We start from the raw sequence: 18,271 nt of genomic DNA, 5'->3' as shown, positions 1-18,271 counted from the left end.
TTATTTTATCCAGCGTACAGTGCCAGGGAAATTTTCGGTATTCAATTGTCCATTCTTCCAGGTGTAATTTGACTCCATCAGTTTTCTATGGAAGTCGCCCAATTCAGAAAGAGTAGGATTCCATATACGGCCCTCTTTTATTCTATTCCCTAACTGTTCAAAAGAAGAGGCCACTTCTTCTTGAATATGACCTAATTCATCTTTAAAAATTCTTCCCGGATGATTGGATCCCAAATAGGCAAAGTAGGTATGAGCCACCAAGACACCTGATTCAGCCTCTAGGTCCTGTAAGGATTTTTCGCAAAAAACAGCCCGAAAGTCTTTTAATGAAAAGCTCTGAAAGGCCATCAAATCCTCATTTAGCCCAAAAGAAACGGGGAAAAAAGCAGGAGAAAACCTTGAGAAGAAAAAGGATTTGTCTGGGCGGAAAAGATTTTTCTCTATTAATTTTAATGAAGCGGCAGCTGATAGGGTTTTAAACAGACTAAATGCAAATGGAAAAAGACCTTTTTTACCCCTCCTTAATTCTGCAAAACTAGCATTCAGTACTTTGACCCTCTTATCGAGTGTATCATTCGTACCATATGCGAGCCATGTTTTTTGGTTTCTACTTTTATCGTAATCTAATCCAGCACGTTTGGCACTACTCTTTTCTTGGAATATCGCGCTAATTGATGAATGATTAGGCATCAGTTGATTGTGAGATCTTGAGTTTGCCTCCATCCCATCCACATAGTTCCAAAAATATCTGACGCCTTTTATTTGCATATGCTGGAGCCATTCTCTCTGGGAAGAAAAAGATTGCTTGGAAAAGTTGTATTGATGAAATCCATGATCAATATAGGTTTGAATAGTTTTCAAACCGCTTGGTGTTTCAAATTCTTGATACTCTTCCCAGCTCTCTTTTCGAAATGATCTACTAAAGGCATGGTAGGCAATTTCATGACCATCTTTCTCCCATTTCTTTATTTCTTCGAGTACTGGCTTTTGATCCAAGGCTGCATATTCACCTTTATGGGAATAAGTATGTAGAAAGACCCCTTTAGTGGTTCGAATATGATTCTTTTTAAACAGCTCCCGTTGTGCCTGAAGTAGGTCTAGGGTGTCATAATCACAATGATCTGTAAAGCAAATCGTAGGAGCAAAACCGAGCGGGGTTCTGGCAAACTCAGGCACTGGCCCTGGTCCAAAAAAAACGCCTAAAGAAAATTTCTTGCCTGCGCTTACTTCAAATTGCTTTTTCCAAACTCGGTAATCATCTTCATTATACCTAAAAACAGGGTTTAAATCCGGATGAATTAAGTACCAGTTCAGCGAATTGTTCTTTTTATTCCATTTCCAAGCTCCTAGAGTAGTTGTTCCCAATAAATAACACTCATTCGCAAATTTCATCAATTTGGGTGAATGGTAATTGGCGATCGCATCTACATCCTCGGGAGATATCCATTGATAGGCTGAACTCCGAAAGAAATGTGGCTTTTCAGAAAGCTTGAAGTCTACTCGTAAAACTGCTACTTGACAGTTTTTCTTAAACTCAATTTGGTAAGTAGAAAAAGGTCCCTCCTGTTGAGTTTCGAATTTCAAATAATCCTCAGAGACAAGTTCTCTGTGGACTTCTGCCAAATGAATGGAAACTGATTCAATCAAAAAGTTCTAATTTTTTACCCAAATATACAGGTCCAATTTTTAAACATCTAATGCGAGCCAATTTTCTAAGTCCTGCCTTTTGAATTCCCTTGATCGAAGGAATATTCTGAGGACTTACAAGCATATAAATATGTGACTTGAGAAGATGCTCTTTTACTATCTCCGTGATTACCCAAGGATAAATCCCTTGCCCTTTATACGCATCAATGGTCACACAGTCGCCTATGGTGATCATAGGCTGATCAAAATCAAAAGCACGAAGCAGGAAACTATTGAAATAGATATTGCTCCGATGGATGATCTGCCCTCGTTCTCGTATCTGATAGGAGTGGCTTTTAGGATCAAAAGAAAGTTGAAAAGCTAGATCCTTAACCTGAGCAGAATAATTTGATTCCCCCTTTTTCAAGCCAAAAACAAGTAAATCTACTTTGTGAGGTTTTATTTTTTTTAGAATCTTCATCAGGTAGATCCTAGGTTATTTTCAATCAACTGAAACTTCCCTGTTTTGGCTTTTGGCAGGGAGTCAACCCGATTGAACTCCATCCATAGCGGCTCTTCAAATATCTCTTCAAACATGCCGAGAATCTTTGAATGATCGATTTCTTGGATGTGCTCATCCGTCGTATAAATCAGCCTAATACGGTCGGCTACTTCTTGGACTAGCTTAAATTGACCTATCTCAGGGAAGTGCTTCATAATGCGGACCACGTTTTGTACCGTAATGTACTTTCCTTTTGGTGTGATCAGAAACTCCGTTTGTCGACCAATTACTTCACCCAAGATGGGTAGGTCCATACCACAGCTACACTTTTGAATCTTCGATTTCACAGCCATATCGCCTACTTCATAGCGAATGAGGGGAGTGGTAAAATTATCAAGTCCCGTCAAGACCACCCTTCCACTTTCCCCCGGATTGACTTCTTGATCTTGATCATCGAGTATCTCTACTATCAAATGCGGGCTATAGATATGGTATGTCCCTTCAGAGCACTGCCCTGCTATCAAAAAGCCTTCAGACGCACCATAGGTGTCGAAGACTTGACATGAAAATGCCTTCTCAATAGTTTCTCGAAAATGCGGCAACAGTTTTTCACCGAGAGAAATTATAGATTTGAATTGAATATTTGAAATTCCATGATCCAAAGAAGTCTTAGCAAAAAGATATAGGCTAGAAGCATATGCCACGAAGTGATCTTTGGGGGACTTCTGCAAAAATCGAAGTTCTCTCAAAATCTCAGCTTCGCTATGGCTCATCGCAGATATGTATCGTGTATTCAATAATTTATCTTTGATGGCCTTCTCCTTGGATCGTTGCATATTGACCCCTGTTTGCAAGATCGAATTACCAAATCGATACCCTGCCCACTCCCACCACAAAACTTGAAGCGCCCGATTACTACTTAGCTCTTCTTTATTGAAATAAATCTTGGAAGGTGGACCTGTCGAACCAGATGAAGTAATTGCAGTAAGGCCTTCGAGATTATTGGTAGTCAAAAATTCAGACAAATGATCTCGAAATTGCTGCTTTTTCAGGATTGGAAAATTGGCAAGCCATTCATATGGTTCGCTAGAATGAGGAATGGCCAAAGCTTTGTAAAAAGGAGAATTTGAGCTGGCGAATTCCAGGATTTTTGAAAGTTTTTCTTTTTGGAGATTGTTCAGTTCATTTTGAGAAAGGTCACAGACCTCCCGCCAATATTTTAATTTCTTGATAAAACTTCCGCCTGTCAACTGATCTCCAAGTGGAAGAATTATGTTTTCCAGCAACTTTTTTTTCAAAATCTGAAGATCGGATTACTCCAAAATTAATTGTGGTACTTTTCTTTTTTTCTTGACCTTTTTAGGGTCTACTTTTTTAGGAGCTCTAATCATAAGCAAACTAAGACCTATCAGAGCAGGTGTAACAAAAGTCCTCATTGCAGCATGAAAAGAGGTGTAGACTGCCACCAGATAAAGTGCAAAAAGGATTCCTTTGATCATTGGGTTTTCATTGTACTTAAGCAATACTAAACCGGCAATACAGAGCACTGAGAAATATATCAATCCAAATAAGCCGTGCTCGGCGAGTAAGCGGCTCACCTCAACATGGGCTACCGTACCTGTCATAGTCTCTCTTAAAAATCTAGAAGCTCCTGCCCCTACCCCAAAAATAAAGTTCTCAAACCAAAGATTCAGATCACCCAGAAAAATATCAAGACGGCCGGTTGTGATGGTATACAATGACTTTTCTTTAGACCCCTGAATAGTCCCCATGGTCTCTCCTTGATACCTGAGACTGAGCAAGCCATTGGTAATTTGATCAACGACAACAAACGCTAATGCTGCTATCAATAAACCCGGAAGGACATATTTACCAACTTTAGGTAACTGGTATTTTTTGCGTTTGAATGAAGGTGCTGATCTAAGGAAAAATAAGATAACAACTATACCCAACACTGCGCCGAGCATACCACCACGTGAAAAGGTGAGTAATCCCTGGAAAGAAAGAGCAAACAATACCAAAGCATCCAGGATAAAGTAGCCTGAAAACTCCCATTTGTTTACCATTAAGATAAATATAAAAAGCGTACCCAGTCCGAATAAGGTTGACACCTGATTTGAACCGAATCCTCCACTCAAATCCACATTGGCACCTAAGACAAATTCCACTTCGTCAAAATCAGGAGTTTTTACAAATGTATAGGCTAATACTCCCAATATTGGGTAAATCATCAGTCTGAGAATTTTACCTAATTGGAGAGAAGTCAATCGCTTTCTATTGAAGAATGCAATGGCCAATGCCACATTTATTGGACCAAGGATATTAAAAATAATATCTGACTGCTGAACCTGACCAGACACATCAATAAAAAAACCAGGAATCAAAGATATTAGCATAATCCAGCCCATGATTCCAATTGTCTTATATCGCAGCAAACCAAATATTAGACCAGCGCAAAGCAAATACTTACCTAGCTCATAAGGAATAAAAGGTGAGGTCCTGGCCATCCTAGAAATCAATTCGAATGAAATCAGGTAAAATATCAAAGAAACCAAAACAAAGATTGAATCCTTCTCCTTAAGAACTTGGATAGCTGATGTGATAAGAACTAGATAAAACCAAGCAATTATCGCATAAGGGGTCAGTGTGGCTGAAAAACCCAATAAAATATGGATTATTATCAGCACAATGGGGTACTTATTTTGAATAAGATACTTTATCAATTTTGAGTTAGTTTCTGATGGAAATTTCGTTCCAAAATATCCGCATATTTTTCAATAAAAAATGAGGCCCCGTAGGATTCATGAATGTGGGTTTGAAATCGTTGACCTGATTCTATGGCAGTTTGTGGGTTTGCCATCAGCTTTTCCATAGCATCCGCCAAGCCAATTGCATCTCCCGGATTCACAAGCTCACCGTACTTCCCCTTTTCCAATACCGAGGGGCATTGCCCAACATTAGTACTGATTACGGGAAGACCTGCCAAGCCATACTCCAACAAAGCAACGGGTAAACCTTCCCTATCCGAGGCCACCAGCCCAGCATCTACTTCTGCCATTAATTGATCCACATCAGCTCTTGCCTCTTCCAAAAAGACATGAGTTGCCAGCCCTAATTCCGAAATCATTTGACTACAGGCTTCCCACCAGTCAATATCGACTTTTTTCCCTACTAGCCGAGCCTTGAATTTCAACCCTGTATCGGACAATCTTTTAGATGCCAAGATCAAGGTTTTTTGGCCCTTTTCTGATCTGAAATTAGCCAAGTGCAAAAAAGTAAAAACATCACTTTTTACTTTTTTCTTGACTTTCAAGTAAGGAAAATTTGCTAAGTATTGGATTTTGTCTGCACTCTTAAATTTTTGATCTACCCAAAAATCAGACGTTGATTCATTTGCAGTAATTACCAAGTCGATCCATGGCGCCATCCATCTGAGCTCATGACGGGGATTGTTTTTTATGACATCCTCACTTATTCCCAAGTGATCATGCCAAATGAGTTTGGCCCTTGAAAAGATAAACTTAAGTCCAATAGCCCAGTAAATAGAGGTACTGTGAGCATGAATAATATCTGGCCTAAATTTTTGTACAATAGCCCGTAACTTCCAAAAGGCTTTTATATCAAATGTATTTTTCTTCCCCAGAGTGGAAACCGAATTTTGATCTATGATTAGGGTGCCTAGTTGGCCTTGAGATCTACTGACAACCAGACAATTGGGGATTTGCATTTCATGGAATGTATTCGCCATATTCACAGCCATCCGCTCTGCTCCTCCGGGATCCAAAGTATCTATCAGTTGCAAAATTCTCATCCCGCTAAACTCTCTGGGTAAATCAACGATCTAATTTCAGATTCAAACCGCTCCAAAGTGTAAGATCTACTCCAGGCCGCTGCCTTTTGGGATTTTTGAAGATATAAGTCAGGGGCCAGTATCAAGTGTTCAACACGCTCAGCAATCTCCTCCACATGACCCTTTACCAATTCCCCACGATTTCCAAAATCAAGCATTTGAGGTACGCAGGAAACAGGAGTGGTTACGGGCAAGCATCCCCAAAACATAGATTCAGCCACAACTTTGGGCCATCCTTCACTTTTCGAAATAAAAATAAGAAAATGTGCCTCCTGAAAGGCTTTTTTCACCTGATCTGCCTTGACGTTTCCATGTAGGAAAAGTGAATTCTCTAGACTATTACCATCTCGAAAGTCTTCAATTGATTTTCTCTCAGGACCCTCTCCAAAATAATCGAGCTTTACAGAGTAACCTTTTTTGATTAGCTGCAACAATACCTTTGCCGAAATCAGGGGCTGCTTTCCATCGTATAAGCCCCCTACATATATGAGGTTTATTTCCTTCTTCAGGTTTATTTCTTTATTGGATAAGGGAACAATATCTCTTTCTGAATAGGTAGCTGTGAAGAACGGGACAATATTTTCGGTTTCGTTTGGCCACTCACCGTAAACCAAAACTCTCATTTTTGGAGCTAAAAATGGACTAGATATAATTTTTTGCTGCAACCTGTAGCTAAAAGGTTGATCACTGCTCCTATCCCAATTGCCAGCATACTTAGCTGTTTTATTTTTATTCCTAAAGAAAAACTGCGCCAAAGCCCCAATTAAGCCCATGTTACCTGGGCAACGTAAATGAATATGGTCTGCCGACCGCATGGCAGTTATTACAGTCCAGAAAATTCCGGGTAAGTGAAAAAGCGTAGATAAAATATTTTTTACAGACTGGGTAGAAAACTCAGGAACTGGAAAAAACACTACCTGATCGTGCTTATAGGGCAAATCGATTGGATCTGGATCGATTTCCTTGTTCAAAGGTGCCACTATAATAACCTTGTCCACATACTTAAACCAGAGATTCATTTCCCTGACATAGGGTCCATAGGCATAGTATGAACCATTTTGATACTTATGAACTACATGGCCTACGACCAAAAACCTCATTTTTTGGCTATCAACTTTTGATAAAAAGCAAGGTTTTTATCGGTGACCATTTCGGTTTCGAATTTGGAGATCACTTTCTTTCTAGCTGCTTTACCAATTTTTTCGAATTCATCCAGCTTGCTGAATGCCTCCCTCACGGTTTTCGAAATATCTTCAGGAGAATGAGGGTCACATAGCCAGCCATCTACTCCATGGCTGATTGTCTCAGGACCTGGGCCTGTTTTAGAAAAAACCACTACTTTCTCCATCGACATAGCCTCCGGTGCCACCAAGCCCTGCGTTTCCATGTGAGAAGGGAATATACAGATCGCTGCTTGTTCATAATGGCCGGGTAGCTCATCATGAGCCACAGGGCCATGGAAAGTCGTTTTTTCCAAGGCTAGTTTTGGCATCGTTTCCCTTAAAAACTCTATATAAGATTTCCCGTTTGGGAACATCCAATCCCTACCAAACACTTCCAAATGAACATCAGGAAAATCTGAAGCAATGGATGGGATAGCCTGCATCAATTGCCTTATACCCTTTTTTTCACAGACTGTACCTGCAAAAACCAGTCTAAATGGTTTGACTTTGTTTGGATTAGAAGGATAGAATTTATCTAGGTTTATTGGGTAATTGATGACCCCGATCGGCCTAGAGTGGTATGAAAGAAATTTTTCAGTATGCGTTTTTACATAATTGGAAACAGCGATAAAAGCATCAGCTTTTGAAAATGATTTTTTCTCCTGATAAGCCTTCCACTTGTTAACTTTTCTCTTTTCTCCTTCTGCGAAAAAATGATGTCCACCATGCAATCTGATTACATATTTTATCCCCTTCTTTTTGTTCAAAAATGCCAAGGTTAGCTCTGAGCCTTCTACAATATCAATGGGATGCTCTTTGTGAAGAGTAGTCAAAAAATCATCCACGCGCTGGTAATTTCTCCACCAAGCAATCAACTGAGCTTTGCTACCCGGAAAATTCACAACACGAACTCCATCCATCACCTGATCTTCAAACTTACTTCCTGTCACCCCGACCACCGTAACTTGATGACCGCGGTTGATGAGGGATCGAGTGAAAGTTGCTAAAAAGGTACCTATTCCCCCATGAGAAGCTCCTTTTCGAGGAAACTCTTGGGATAAAAAACAAATGTGCATTTTCGAGTTAGATCAGGTTTTTTAATTCTTGTAGAATTCTATTAGAGGCAGGTTGTACCCTTGGATCTACAGTTATTTTTTTAAGCCACAATTGTCGGTCGGTGGCTACTTTATCTGGATGATCGATTGCTAGTCGGACTTTAGTCAGGATTTCATCCTTGGAATTAATCCAGCCAACTGCATCAAGCCCATCCATAGACTTGAAGTGTTGAAACCGATAAACTGTTTCGGTTTTCCACTCTTGATTTTCTTCATGATCATATTTCAAAAAAAGCCCAGGATGATCAAAAAGCGCAAAATCCAATGCCATTGTGGAACCAATGTTGATTACCGTAGCACAGTGATAAGCCAAATTTACCAAGTGCGAAACATCTTTCGGATATGGGAAAAACTGTTGCCAATATTTCCCCTTTTCCCAGAAAGGGTTGATATGAACTACCTTCGGAAAATCCTCCAGAACTTTGCTATATCTTGCCGTGGTTTCTACTGGTACTTGTCTGAAAATAAGCTGTATATCTTGCTGATCAGCGAGTGCCTTTGCCACATCTCTGAGATAGGAGGAATCATGAGGTGAAGTTTTAGCATCATCTCCTGAAAAACAAACCCATTTCTTTTCAGGGTCAAGTCCAAATTCGGCTGCAAATTCTTCTCTGGACATGATATCATCAGTCTTTGTATAGAAGTCAAACTGAGGTGTTCCAGTGACACGTATTTGGTCTTCCTTGATTTCTGGATAAAAAAACTGTAGTTCCTTTGCCATATATTCAGACCACACTAGATAGTAGTCCGGGCGGATTGCAAGCCTTGCTTTTGGCAAATTATCCCATGAAAAAATAGCTGTTACTGTCTTGATGCCGAGGTCTGATGCTGCCAGCATCGCAGGTGTCGCTGCCGGCATTCGTTGATGAGTACAAAACAAAACATCAGGCTTGATTTCAGAAAGCTGCTTTTTATAAATTTTATATGCCTGACTACCTCTTAGCCGTGAAACTAGAAGCTTTTCTGTTTGGAGAATATTCTCATACTTCCTAAAGGTCCTACCTAGCAATTCAGAAAGCTTAATTAGCATTTTCTTTTGAAAAGAGAATTTCCCATTATGCCAATTCGAAAGAATTGTGGGGTTTGAAGTGATTTCTTGTCCCCTCAACAGACGAGCATAGCAGGTAGATTCCCGGAAAAGCTGAGTAACAGCATCTTCTTTGAAGGTAGCAAGGGGAAAAGATTCCGGTCTAAAACCTATTCTTAGTTGAGATTGATCTATGATTTTTGGATCAAGACCATGCCATACAGAAAGCTCAAAACCTTCTGATTTTAAATCTCGAAGTATATCAGAATACAGATAGTTGCGAATACCAACGCCGTCGGGGATTAAAAAACAAATTCGCTTCATTGCAATACCTCCGCTGTATTTACCCACTGCCAGATGTAAAAACTGTTCTCTTGATTTCCATTTTTATACTCTTTCCATATCACATCTAAGCTTTCTGAATCAAACCAATCAATATTTGCTTTGAGAAATTCTATTTTTTCTTCTACCCATGAGGCTAGTGGACCACCAAGCCATTCACGCTGAGGAGTCTGAAGTGGTCTTTTGGGAGCTAGAGCGATATCATCTCCTAAGTATTTAGCAGCAATTTTTCGTAGGAGCCATTTTTGCTGACCATCTTTAATTTTAAAATCCCTGGATCTTGAAAAGACGTATTCAACCAGCCTATAATCCAAGAAAGGTTCGCGCAACTCAGTACTAAAAGCCATACTTACCCTATCATTAAACCTAAGTGCACGGGGAATTTTTGTGTAGAATATATCTCGAAATTGTTTATTCAGCAGTTCATCAGAGAATGGCATAGGTATTTCTCTACTCCCCATGCTCTTTAAGCTATTCGTGAGGGCTTCAGGCCTTACGGGCGAGGTATTAGTCCCCTGAATTAAAGATGTGGTGTTTTTTAAATAATAATCATAGCCTGCCCAAGCCTCATCAGAGCCTTGACCATCCAACAAAACCAAAATTCCTTTCTTTCTCGCTTCTTCAAATACCTTAGCATAGGCAAGAGTGGGAATACCTCCAAAAGGTTCATCCTGAACCGAGGCTATTTTCTGAGTGAGGTGAGGAATATCTGACACTTCCAGCTTACAGGTATTCAGAGGGTAAGGCTTTCCAACTAGCATCTGCCTAACCCAAGGCAGTTCATCATATCGCTCATCACCTGTGAAGAACGTAAATGCCTCTATTTTTTTTTCATCTGGATAAGCATCAGAAACTAATGCCAACAAAGTGCTGGAATCAAGTCCTCCACTCAAATTAAAGCCAACTGGAACATCTGCCCTAAACCTTAGCTGTACCGAGTCCTTGAGCAAATCGAGAATGTAAGCTTCCTCATCATTTTCCTGATGATTCATGAGTGCCATAGACCTAGCAACGAAGTCATACCAGGATCGAATTTCAATATCACCATTCTTGAAGGTCAGATAGTGACCTCCGGGGATTTGATGAATTCCTTTCCAGAATGTCTCGTCAGGCATACCATATTGTCCTTTGGTCAAATAGGAATGCCAAACATCAGAATTTGGAACTTTGGGAATGCCAATTTGCCAGTGAGGACGAATCTCAGAACTCAAAATCAGAGAATCTGCAAGTTGAGAAAAATATAATGGCTTCACCCCAAATCGGTCCCTAGCAGCAAAAAGGGATTGGTCTTTTTTATCCCAAATGATAAAAGCGAACATCCCATTTAATTCTGCAAGGCATTCTTTGCCCCATTTTATAAATGCAGCGAGTAGTACCTCCGTATCAGAATTGGTTTTGAATTCAAAATCAAAACGAAGTTTTTGCTTTAATTCAAGGTAATTGTAAATCTCTCCATTGAAAACCAAGTGGTATCTTCCATCTGAGGACACAAAAGGCTGATTAGCAGCAGCCGAGAGGTCAATAATTGAGAGTCTATTATGACCAAGGGCAATTTGATTTGGTTCAACCCAATATCCTGTAAAATCAGGCCCTCTATGATGCTGAAAGGCAAGCATTCCTTCGAGATTCTGAAGACTAGCCTTAGGCCCTACAATAGCTGCAACTCCGCACATTTAGATTTTGGGGGATAATCTTAAAACCAATTCTTCTGCTTTTTGCCAATCTTGAAAGGTATCTAAATTGACATAATTAGATGGGTCTGTCTCGAAATAGGTTAAACTATCACCATATAAAGAGCCCTCTTCCAATAGTGTTTTTGCCTTAGTGAGATAAATAGCTCCATCCCGAATGTATGCAGGAGGTAAATCTTGACGTCGGGATATTATTTTTTTCTCGCCAGTGGAGATATTTAGTAGACCTGAATTATCTGGTTCGAATACCCAATGGGGGTTGAACTCATGAGGAACCGGCAAAACTGAAATCAGCGCATCCACATCCATTTGGATAAATTTCTCAATAGCTTTATCTATCAATCCTGAAGCTCTGAAAGGATAAGTAGTCTGCAGCAAACAAACTGCATCAAAGTTCTCTCCCTTTTCTAAAAAAAATCGAAGTGCGTGCTGAATTACGGGTAATGTAGGGCTTTTATCATCAGCTAGATTTGTCGGCCTGACAAAAGGCACCTCCAATCCTAGTTCTTGGGCAGTTTGAATAATCTCCGCATCATCTGAGCTCAGGATAGTTTTAGATAATAAACTGCTTTTCTGAGCTGATTCAAAGGTATAAGCTAAAAGAGGCTTACCGTTTAGGAGTTTGATATTTTTCCCGGGAATACCCTTGGAGCCACCTCGAGCTGGAATAAGGCCTAGGATTTTCATTATTTCGAAAAAGGCATTTTCATATGGTTATAATTGGTTTTCAGCTGTCACATGGCCTGTCCCGAACACTATTCGGGAGAATCTCGCATTTATGACCTTCATCCCAAGTGCGTCGACTCCTTCATGCCTATCTGCCTCAGACAGGCTCGATCTCATCCTTTCTTAAATACAAATCTGTTTTCCCCTACTCCGAATTTTTCTTTGGCTCCCGGCACGTTTTGATAGATATGCTCTACTCTATCAAAATCAGCACCTCTATTCAATCGAACTATTTCAATCGCACCATTTCTTTTTAATTCTTCGGAAAGTTCATCAGGGGTAATCCGAGTATTGATTGGAACCATCACATGGTCAAGCATATAAAAAATTCGATTCGGAGGAATACCTAGGCCCTTCAGGGTTTGTTGGGCAAAAGGTTTTGGCACTTTACGAAGTATTGCCCTTAGAATTTCAATTTGATCCCAAAAAATACCTCCTGGTTTCTCGATTAAATATTGCCAACCCCATCCACCTGATTTTAATACCCTCAGCTGTTCAGAAATGCCTTTTTTCCAATCTTCTGTATGATGCAACACCCCGTTGCTGTAAACAATATCGAAAGTATCCTCGTCAAAGGGCATTTCTAATACTGATCCTTGTACAAAATCTACATTATCGATATTGGCCATGGAAACTCTTTTTTTGGCATCTTCCAGCCCTATCTCTGAAAAATCAATCCCTGTACAAGCCTTAGAGCCTAGTAATTTCCACGCGGTGGTGTACCGCCCACCCCCACAGCCTTGATCAAGCACGGTCAACTTGCTTAAGTCTGAAAAAGATATTCCATTTCGGTTTAATCGAAGTTCCAGTAATTTTTTGGCTTCCTCAAAATAGCTTTTGGAGTCAAAAGCACTGAATAAAGTCCCATAATGTTGCCCTGTATGCACCTTTATTTCTTTGGCAAAGGTATCCTCAGGAGTATATTCAAGCGCTCCGGAAAAGACTCTCTCATAATTCCCCATAGCTACCAGACCCATTATTTTCTCTTTCAACTCTAGGAGTGTAGTAGAAAAATGGCTGATCGGATCCTTTTCTAGTTGAATATTATCCTCAAAATCATGAAATAAAAAAGGGACAGTCAATGTCCTAAGAAAGTTCATGGCGGGAGTTTGTGGCAAGCTATCTAAAAATGAAATTAAGTTCTTTGGTGCTTCGCCGTAAGTACCTTCTTCGATGCAATCTACTATATCTTCTAGGCTTTGAGCATCTCTAATATCAAAATCACTCCTAACCATACTGTTTTATCTTAGTCAATACATGATTGTTTTATGAAAGCGAAGTGGTAAAGAAGCCAATAGTTCGGCTATTTTGGTACCGGCATCCCCTCCTCCATAAACGTGAGATGAGTTTGCTTTTCCGTTTTGCTGATGAGATTTGATTGCGTCAAAAATCTGATCTCTGTTATAAGTCACATCGAGGACATTATGACCTCTATCTCGAGCATTTTGCCTACTTCCAATATTCACTACCGGAACTCCTAAGTAGGCACACTCTCGAATTCCTACACTACTATTGCCTATCAACCCTTTTGAATTGATCAATAATCTCAAAAAATCATTAGGCTCCATATTTTTGAAAAAATGGAAGTTTTCCAGATCATGCATTTCTCTAAACGCTCTGATTCCGGTACTTGTACCATCTGCTCCTGCATCAACATTTGGCCAAAACCAAAGAACAGGCTCATTAAGATTGTACACTGCATGAAGGGTCTCTTCAATTTGGGCCCTTGATTTTTGAATCTCAGTAGTGACCGGATGCTGCATAACCACCCAGTATCCTTTAGACAAATCAGGCTTGGAGCCCACTCCCCCATATTTGAGATAAGGGTCGAAATTAAAATCAGGTCGTTCGAGAATTCTAGCTGCTAAATCAATACTTGGACAACCTGTATTAAATACATATTCTGGATCTTCTCCAAGTCTAATTACCCGCTGCTGCGCACTTTCAGATGCGACAAAATGATAATCAGCAAGCTTGGTGATAGAATGCCGTACCTTTTCATCAATATTTCCAGTCACTTCTCCACCTTGTACGTGGGCGAGCGGAATATTCATATAGCTAGCAGAGATAGCCGTTGCCATGGTTTCAAACCTATCTGCAACCGTGACGACTATATCTGGAGATAAATTATCAAAGACAGTGGATAATTCAAGAATTCCGATCCCGGTAGTTTTGGCTGCTGCAGTGAGATTCTCTCCCTCTAGGACATTGAAAACCTTAGCTGCAATCTCAAAGCCGTCATTTTGGATATAATTGATAGCAGACCCATATCGGTCTAAAAGTGCCGAGGCCGCGACTACCAATTGAAGCTCCAAGTCAGGATGCTCCTTGATAGCTTGAAGGGCCGTCATAATCCTGGAATAAGATGGCCTTGCAGTGACTACAACACAGATTTTTCGTTTGTTCATATTAGCTTTCAAGATCCTCCCAATTTAAAAACCCCCACTGAGAAAGATCTTTGTTTATTTTTTTTCCAATTACCTCGGCATAGTCCTTTGCATCTATTCCAAAGCCTTTCGGTTTTTTGCTTTCCAAAAATTCAGGCTGGATGATGTCTCCTTTTTTCATTGCACGATTGACAGCCAAACTTTTTTCAAAAATCTTTTTTAAATCTTGAAAAGGCTTGATCTGAGTTTTATCGATAGGGTTTTTCAATGCTTTTTGAATAGCCTTAATGCCCTTCACCATTTGCTCTGTCTGATCTATAGTGATACTGGCAAGAGTATCAGGCCCAAACTGTCTTTTATCAAAAACAACATGAAATTCAAATATCTCTGCTCCTAAGGAGGCAGCTGATAGACATGCAAAAATATCTCCGCTATGATCAGAAAAACCAATGGGTAATTGGTATCTGTCCTTTAACTCTTGGATTACATTGAGTCCCCATTGCTCTGGAGCAGTGGGGTAAGCTGTTGTACATTGTAAAATAGATAGAGGGTTTCCATACGTTTTCAAAAACTCTACTGTTTGATCCAATTCCTCCCAGCTACTCATCCCTGAACTCAGAATGATAGGTTTTCCGGTTTTGGCAATTTTTTCAAGCATTAACCAGTTGGAAACCTCACCAGACCCTATTTTATATCGCTTTACACCAATTTCTTCGAGCCAATCCACTGCGAGATTGCTAAATGGAGATGAAATCAGTTCTATACCATGAGCATCAGCGTGCGCCTTGAGGCCCTTCCATTGATCCAAAGAAAACTCCATTCGCTTCCAATACTCAAATCTGGTAGCATCCTGCTTTGAAAATTTCACCCGAAATGGCTCATGGATTGAACTCTCAGCCTCGGCAATATGAGTTTGGAATTTAATGGCGTCAACCCCTGTCGCAGCTAATGCTTCAATGTAAGCATAGGCGTTTCCAAGGCTTCCATCATGGGCTTGGGCTATTTCCGCGATGATCATTTTATTTTTTGCTTTTTGGAAAGAAAGACCAGTTCTTTTTTCAAATGAAATACTCTTAGCCAGATTTCGAGAATCAATAATGAAAATAGAATACGTGCATAAGTACTATTTGATCGCTGTCTATGCTGCTGAAGAATGGAGCGAATTCCTTCCTTATTAAAATTAAAATAAGATTCGGATAAACCCTCATCAAGAAACGATTCTAATTGATCTCCCCATGGACCTTGTAAATAAAGCCAATAAGGAATCGTAAAACCACGCTTGGGTGGATGCCATGATTCGCCACTATAATCAGAAAGAAGCGACTTACTCAACTCTTTGTCCACCCCATTTGGCATCAGTGATTCCACTGGAACCTTAGATAGGAAGTCAACTAACTCATGATCGAGAAAAGGAGCTCTCACTTCCACCGAAGAGTGCATAGCGGCACTATCTACTTTAAAAAGAAAATCTCCAGGGAGTCGGGTTTTTACATCCAGTCCAAAAGTAAGTTTCTCAAAATTCCCTTTATAGTCTATTTCGAGTGATGGGATCAAAGATTTTGGATAGTTCTGCTCTTTTCCTGACCGAAATATAGATTGAAAAAGGCTCCCGCCAGAGAGATTATGACGTGAATATAAGCCGTGCCATCCATTTAGTAACATCCTTTTTTCGTCATTGAGAAAGGACACTAGTTTACCAGAAAGGGCCGGATTCTTGACTGAGAATGCCCAATCAATAAACTGTTGCCCACCTGGTATACTTTTTCGCTTCAGTTTCAGATATCGATTTGGCCGATTGTAGGAACCGAATATCTCATCCCCTCCATCTCCTGAAAGCATCACCGTATAACGATCCTTAATTTGCTCCGTTACCATGAAACTGGGAATTAATGAAGCATCTGCCAAAGGCTGAATATCGGTAAGTATTTTACCCAATACTTCGAGAGAATCTGTGTTTACTGGAACAATCTCATGCTTTATCCCCAGTTTTCTAGCTAAAGACTTTGCTCCATCTGTCTCATCAGTGGCCTCTTCATTAGTAGCCATGGTCACAGCTTGTAAGTCTGGTTTGATCTCATGAGCTATCGCAGTGATCAAGCCAGAATCTACTCCTGCACTGAGAAAAGTTGCTACCGGTACATCAGCATGCAGTTCTCTTTCCACTGTTTGGAACAGTTTCTCTTTTGTCTGTTTTTTCAGCGAATCAAAATCAATATTCTCTCCAACTTGGGTGGGGTATTTGTAATATTGACCCCAATTCTTGGCTCCATCTTTGGAAATCGAAAGCGTAGAGGCTGGAGGAAATACGCTTACCTCTTGATAAATAGAATGATGTAAATTGATATAAAGATACTCGACAAGGTCTATGACAGCATCCTGATTAATCGTCAACTCCCTGGGATAAATGGTTCTCAAAGCATTCAACTCAGAGGCAAAATAAAACCCATCTCCATGATTTATAAAAAAGATGGGCTTCTCTCCAAATCGATCTCTTGCTATAAACAGCTCTTCATTCTGCTCATCCCAAATAGCAAATGCGAACATACCTGTCAGATACTCACAAAGTGCTTTTCCCCAATGAGCATAAGCCGCCAGAATTACCTCCGTATCGGAAGTTGTTGTGAATTCGTATCCCTGTTTTTGCAAAGAACTTCTAAGCAGCTGGTAATTATAGATCTCACCATTAAATATGATTCTCAATCCCAAATCCGCCCTGTAAAGCGGTTGATCAGCTGCCTGAGAAAGATCAATGATGGAAAGCCTATTATGTCCAAGGATCACAGAATCCCCTCTCCAAATCCCCTGAGCATCAGGACCTCTATGATTCTGCAAATCCAAAGCGACCTTTAGCCTTTGTTCATCATCATTTGATATAGAACCTTTAAGAGAATATTTTCCGACTATGCCACACATAGACTAGGATTCAAGCGCATATAAATAGTTTCTTTCCCAAGCCTGATAATCATGCCAGTTTGAAAGCCAACCTCTCATTTCCTCATCACTGATAGTATTACTGGACTTTTTGGTGAGAAGCTTATCAAAAGTATCCACCCAACTGGAAATACTATTTGGTTCCATTACTAATTCTGCAAAGGGACAGCCTGATACTACATCAGGTATTCCTCCCGCATTTGAGGCTAATGCAAAATTTCCGCATTTGACAGCTTCAGCAAGCGAAAGTCCAAAGCCCTCTTGCCACAAAGAAGTGAAAAAATAAAAATCTCCTATTTGGAGATATTTAGGTAATTTTTCGTTGGGCACCTTACCAAGTTGATGCCAATTGGGATAAGAAATGGATTCATCAGGTTCGTGCCCAATGCTTAAAATTTGTAGGTTCGGATATTTTTTCAAAAGAACTGCAATCACCTTTTTGAACAAGTGAAAGCCTTTTACAGGCCGAGAATTGGCCATCCAAATGATAATGGGATTGTCAACAGAAAAGCCTAATTCTTCTCGCTGCTTGCGTTTTTCAGATCTAGAAAGCGGGAAGAATAGGTCACTACGCACACCATTTCCCACAACAAATGAAAGCGGAGGATGCTGATGGTTTGCTTCGAAAGACTCTAGATAGCCTCGCTTTGTCAAAAAAAGAACTTTATCAACTCGATCAGCAAGATAAGGACCCAGCAATAGTCGATGTCCATGAAAAGAAAAAATAATTTCCGAGTGCTTGGGAAGATTAGGCTTGATGGAAACGAGAGCTTCCAGCAGGTTTTTATCATCCATCACGAGGATCTGAAGAGGCTGAGATAAGGATCCAAAAGAAAGGACTGCGTCTAAAAATTTTCTGTAGCGAAAAGCTTGAAGATCGTTTCTTAAAAAGAGCTTTAAAAGCTTCCCAG

The 18,271-nt window shown here is 40.1% G+C and carries 15 protein-coding genes; all 15 read right to left on the bottom strand.

Features of this window, described 5'->3' with window-relative positions; genetic code table 11:
* The gene (locus CDH51_RS16175; protein WP_100629593.1) at positions 1-1,647 is read right to left on the bottom strand and encodes a hypothetical protein; all 1,647 of its coding nucleotides are present in this window, start codon (positions 1,645-1,647) and stop codon (positions 1-3) included.
* On the bottom strand, positions 1,640-2,107 hold the full coding sequence (locus CDH51_RS16170) for a hypothetical protein (RefSeq protein ID WP_100629592.1): 468 nt from the start codon (positions 2,105-2,107) through the stop codon (positions 1,640-1,642). Before CDH51_RS16170 ends, CDH51_RS16175 begins: the two co-directional genes overlap by 8 nt.
* Positions 2,107-3,426, bottom strand: coding sequence for a phenylacetate--CoA ligase family protein (locus CDH51_RS16165; RefSeq protein ID WP_100629591.1), 1,320 nt, complete (start codon positions 3,424-3,426; stop codon positions 2,107-2,109). The genes CDH51_RS16170 and CDH51_RS16165 overlap by 1 nt, the downstream gene beginning before the upstream one ends.
* A 15-nt stretch (positions 3,427-3,441) precedes the next feature.
* Positions 3,442-4,815 carry an O-antigen ligase family protein gene (locus CDH51_RS16160; RefSeq protein WP_157807135.1) on the bottom strand — a complete coding sequence of 458 codons (1,374 nt, stop codon included), beginning with the start codon at positions 4,813-4,815 and terminating at the stop codon, positions 3,442-3,444.
* 32 nt (positions 4,816-4,847) lie between these two features.
* Positions 4,848-5,939 carry a glycosyltransferase gene (locus CDH51_RS16155; RefSeq protein ID WP_100629589.1) on the bottom strand — a complete coding sequence of 364 codons (1,092 nt, stop codon included), beginning with the start codon at positions 5,937-5,939 and terminating at the stop codon, positions 4,848-4,850.
* Complete coding sequence (locus CDH51_RS16150; RefSeq protein WP_100629588.1) at positions 5,936-7,078, bottom strand: glycosyltransferase family 4 protein; 1,143 nt, start codon at positions 7,076-7,078, stop codon at positions 5,936-5,938. The genes CDH51_RS16155 and CDH51_RS16150 overlap by 4 nt, the downstream gene beginning before the upstream one ends.
* Entirely contained in the window at positions 7,075-8,217 is a 1,143-nt protein-coding gene (locus tag CDH51_RS16145) for a glycosyltransferase family 4 protein (RefSeq protein ID WP_100629587.1), read from the bottom strand. Before CDH51_RS16145 ends, CDH51_RS16150 begins: the two co-directional genes overlap by 4 nt.
* 7 nt (positions 8,218-8,224) lie before the next feature.
* Positions 8,225-9,607, bottom strand: coding sequence for an MGDG synthase family glycosyltransferase (locus CDH51_RS16140; RefSeq protein ID WP_100629586.1), 1,383 nt, complete (start codon positions 9,605-9,607; stop codon positions 8,225-8,227).
* Positions 9,604-11,298 (bottom strand): asparagine synthase (glutamine-hydrolyzing), encoded by a 1,695-nt coding sequence (gene asnB / locus CDH51_RS16135; protein WP_100629585.1) that lies wholly within the window; start codon positions 11,296-11,298, stop codon positions 9,604-9,606. Before asnB (CDH51_RS16135) ends, CDH51_RS16140 begins: the two co-directional genes overlap by 4 nt.
* Entirely contained in the window at positions 11,299-12,003 is a 705-nt protein-coding gene (locus CDH51_RS16130; RefSeq protein ID WP_100629584.1) for an acylneuraminate cytidylyltransferase family protein, read from the bottom strand.
* Positions 12,004-12,155: 152 nt separating this feature from the next.
* Positions 12,156-13,277, bottom strand: a complete 1,122-nt coding sequence (locus tag CDH51_RS16125) for a class I SAM-dependent methyltransferase (protein ID WP_100629583.1) — start codon at positions 13,275-13,277, stop codon at positions 12,156-12,158.
* A gap of 15 nt (positions 13,278-13,292) precedes the next feature.
* On the bottom strand, positions 13,293-14,450 hold the full coding sequence (gene neuC / locus CDH51_RS16120; RefSeq protein ID WP_100629582.1) for a UDP-N-acetylglucosamine 2-epimerase: 1,158 nt from the start codon (positions 14,448-14,450) through the stop codon (positions 13,293-13,295).
* Position 14,451: 1 nt separating this feature from the next.
* Positions 14,452-15,447, bottom strand: a complete 996-nt coding sequence (locus CDH51_RS16115) for an N-acetylneuraminate synthase family protein (RefSeq protein WP_100629581.1) — start codon at positions 15,445-15,447, stop codon at positions 14,452-14,454.
* Positions 15,444-17,342: an asparagine synthase (glutamine-hydrolyzing) gene (gene asnB, locus CDH51_RS16110; protein ID WP_100629580.1), complete on the bottom strand. Its 1,899-nt coding sequence runs from the start codon at positions 17,340-17,342 to the stop codon at positions 15,444-15,446. Before asnB (CDH51_RS16110) ends, CDH51_RS16115 begins: the two co-directional genes overlap by 4 nt.
* A 3-nt stretch (positions 17,343-17,345) precedes the next feature.
* Positions 17,346-18,155, bottom strand: a complete 810-nt coding sequence (locus CDH51_RS16105) for a glycosyltransferase family 4 protein (RefSeq protein WP_157807134.1) — start codon at positions 18,153-18,155, stop codon at positions 17,346-17,348.
* Between the last annotated feature and the right edge of the window lie 116 nt (positions 18,156-18,271).

Origin of the sequence: Algoriphagus formosus, from assembly GCF_002807035.1 — a bacterium.
Lineage (GTDB): Bacteria > Bacteroidota > Bacteroidia > Cytophagales > Cyclobacteriaceae > Algoriphagus > Algoriphagus formosus.
The sequence above is the reverse complement of the archived record's forward strand: the minus strand, read 5'-3'. Positions and strand labels throughout refer to the sequence as shown.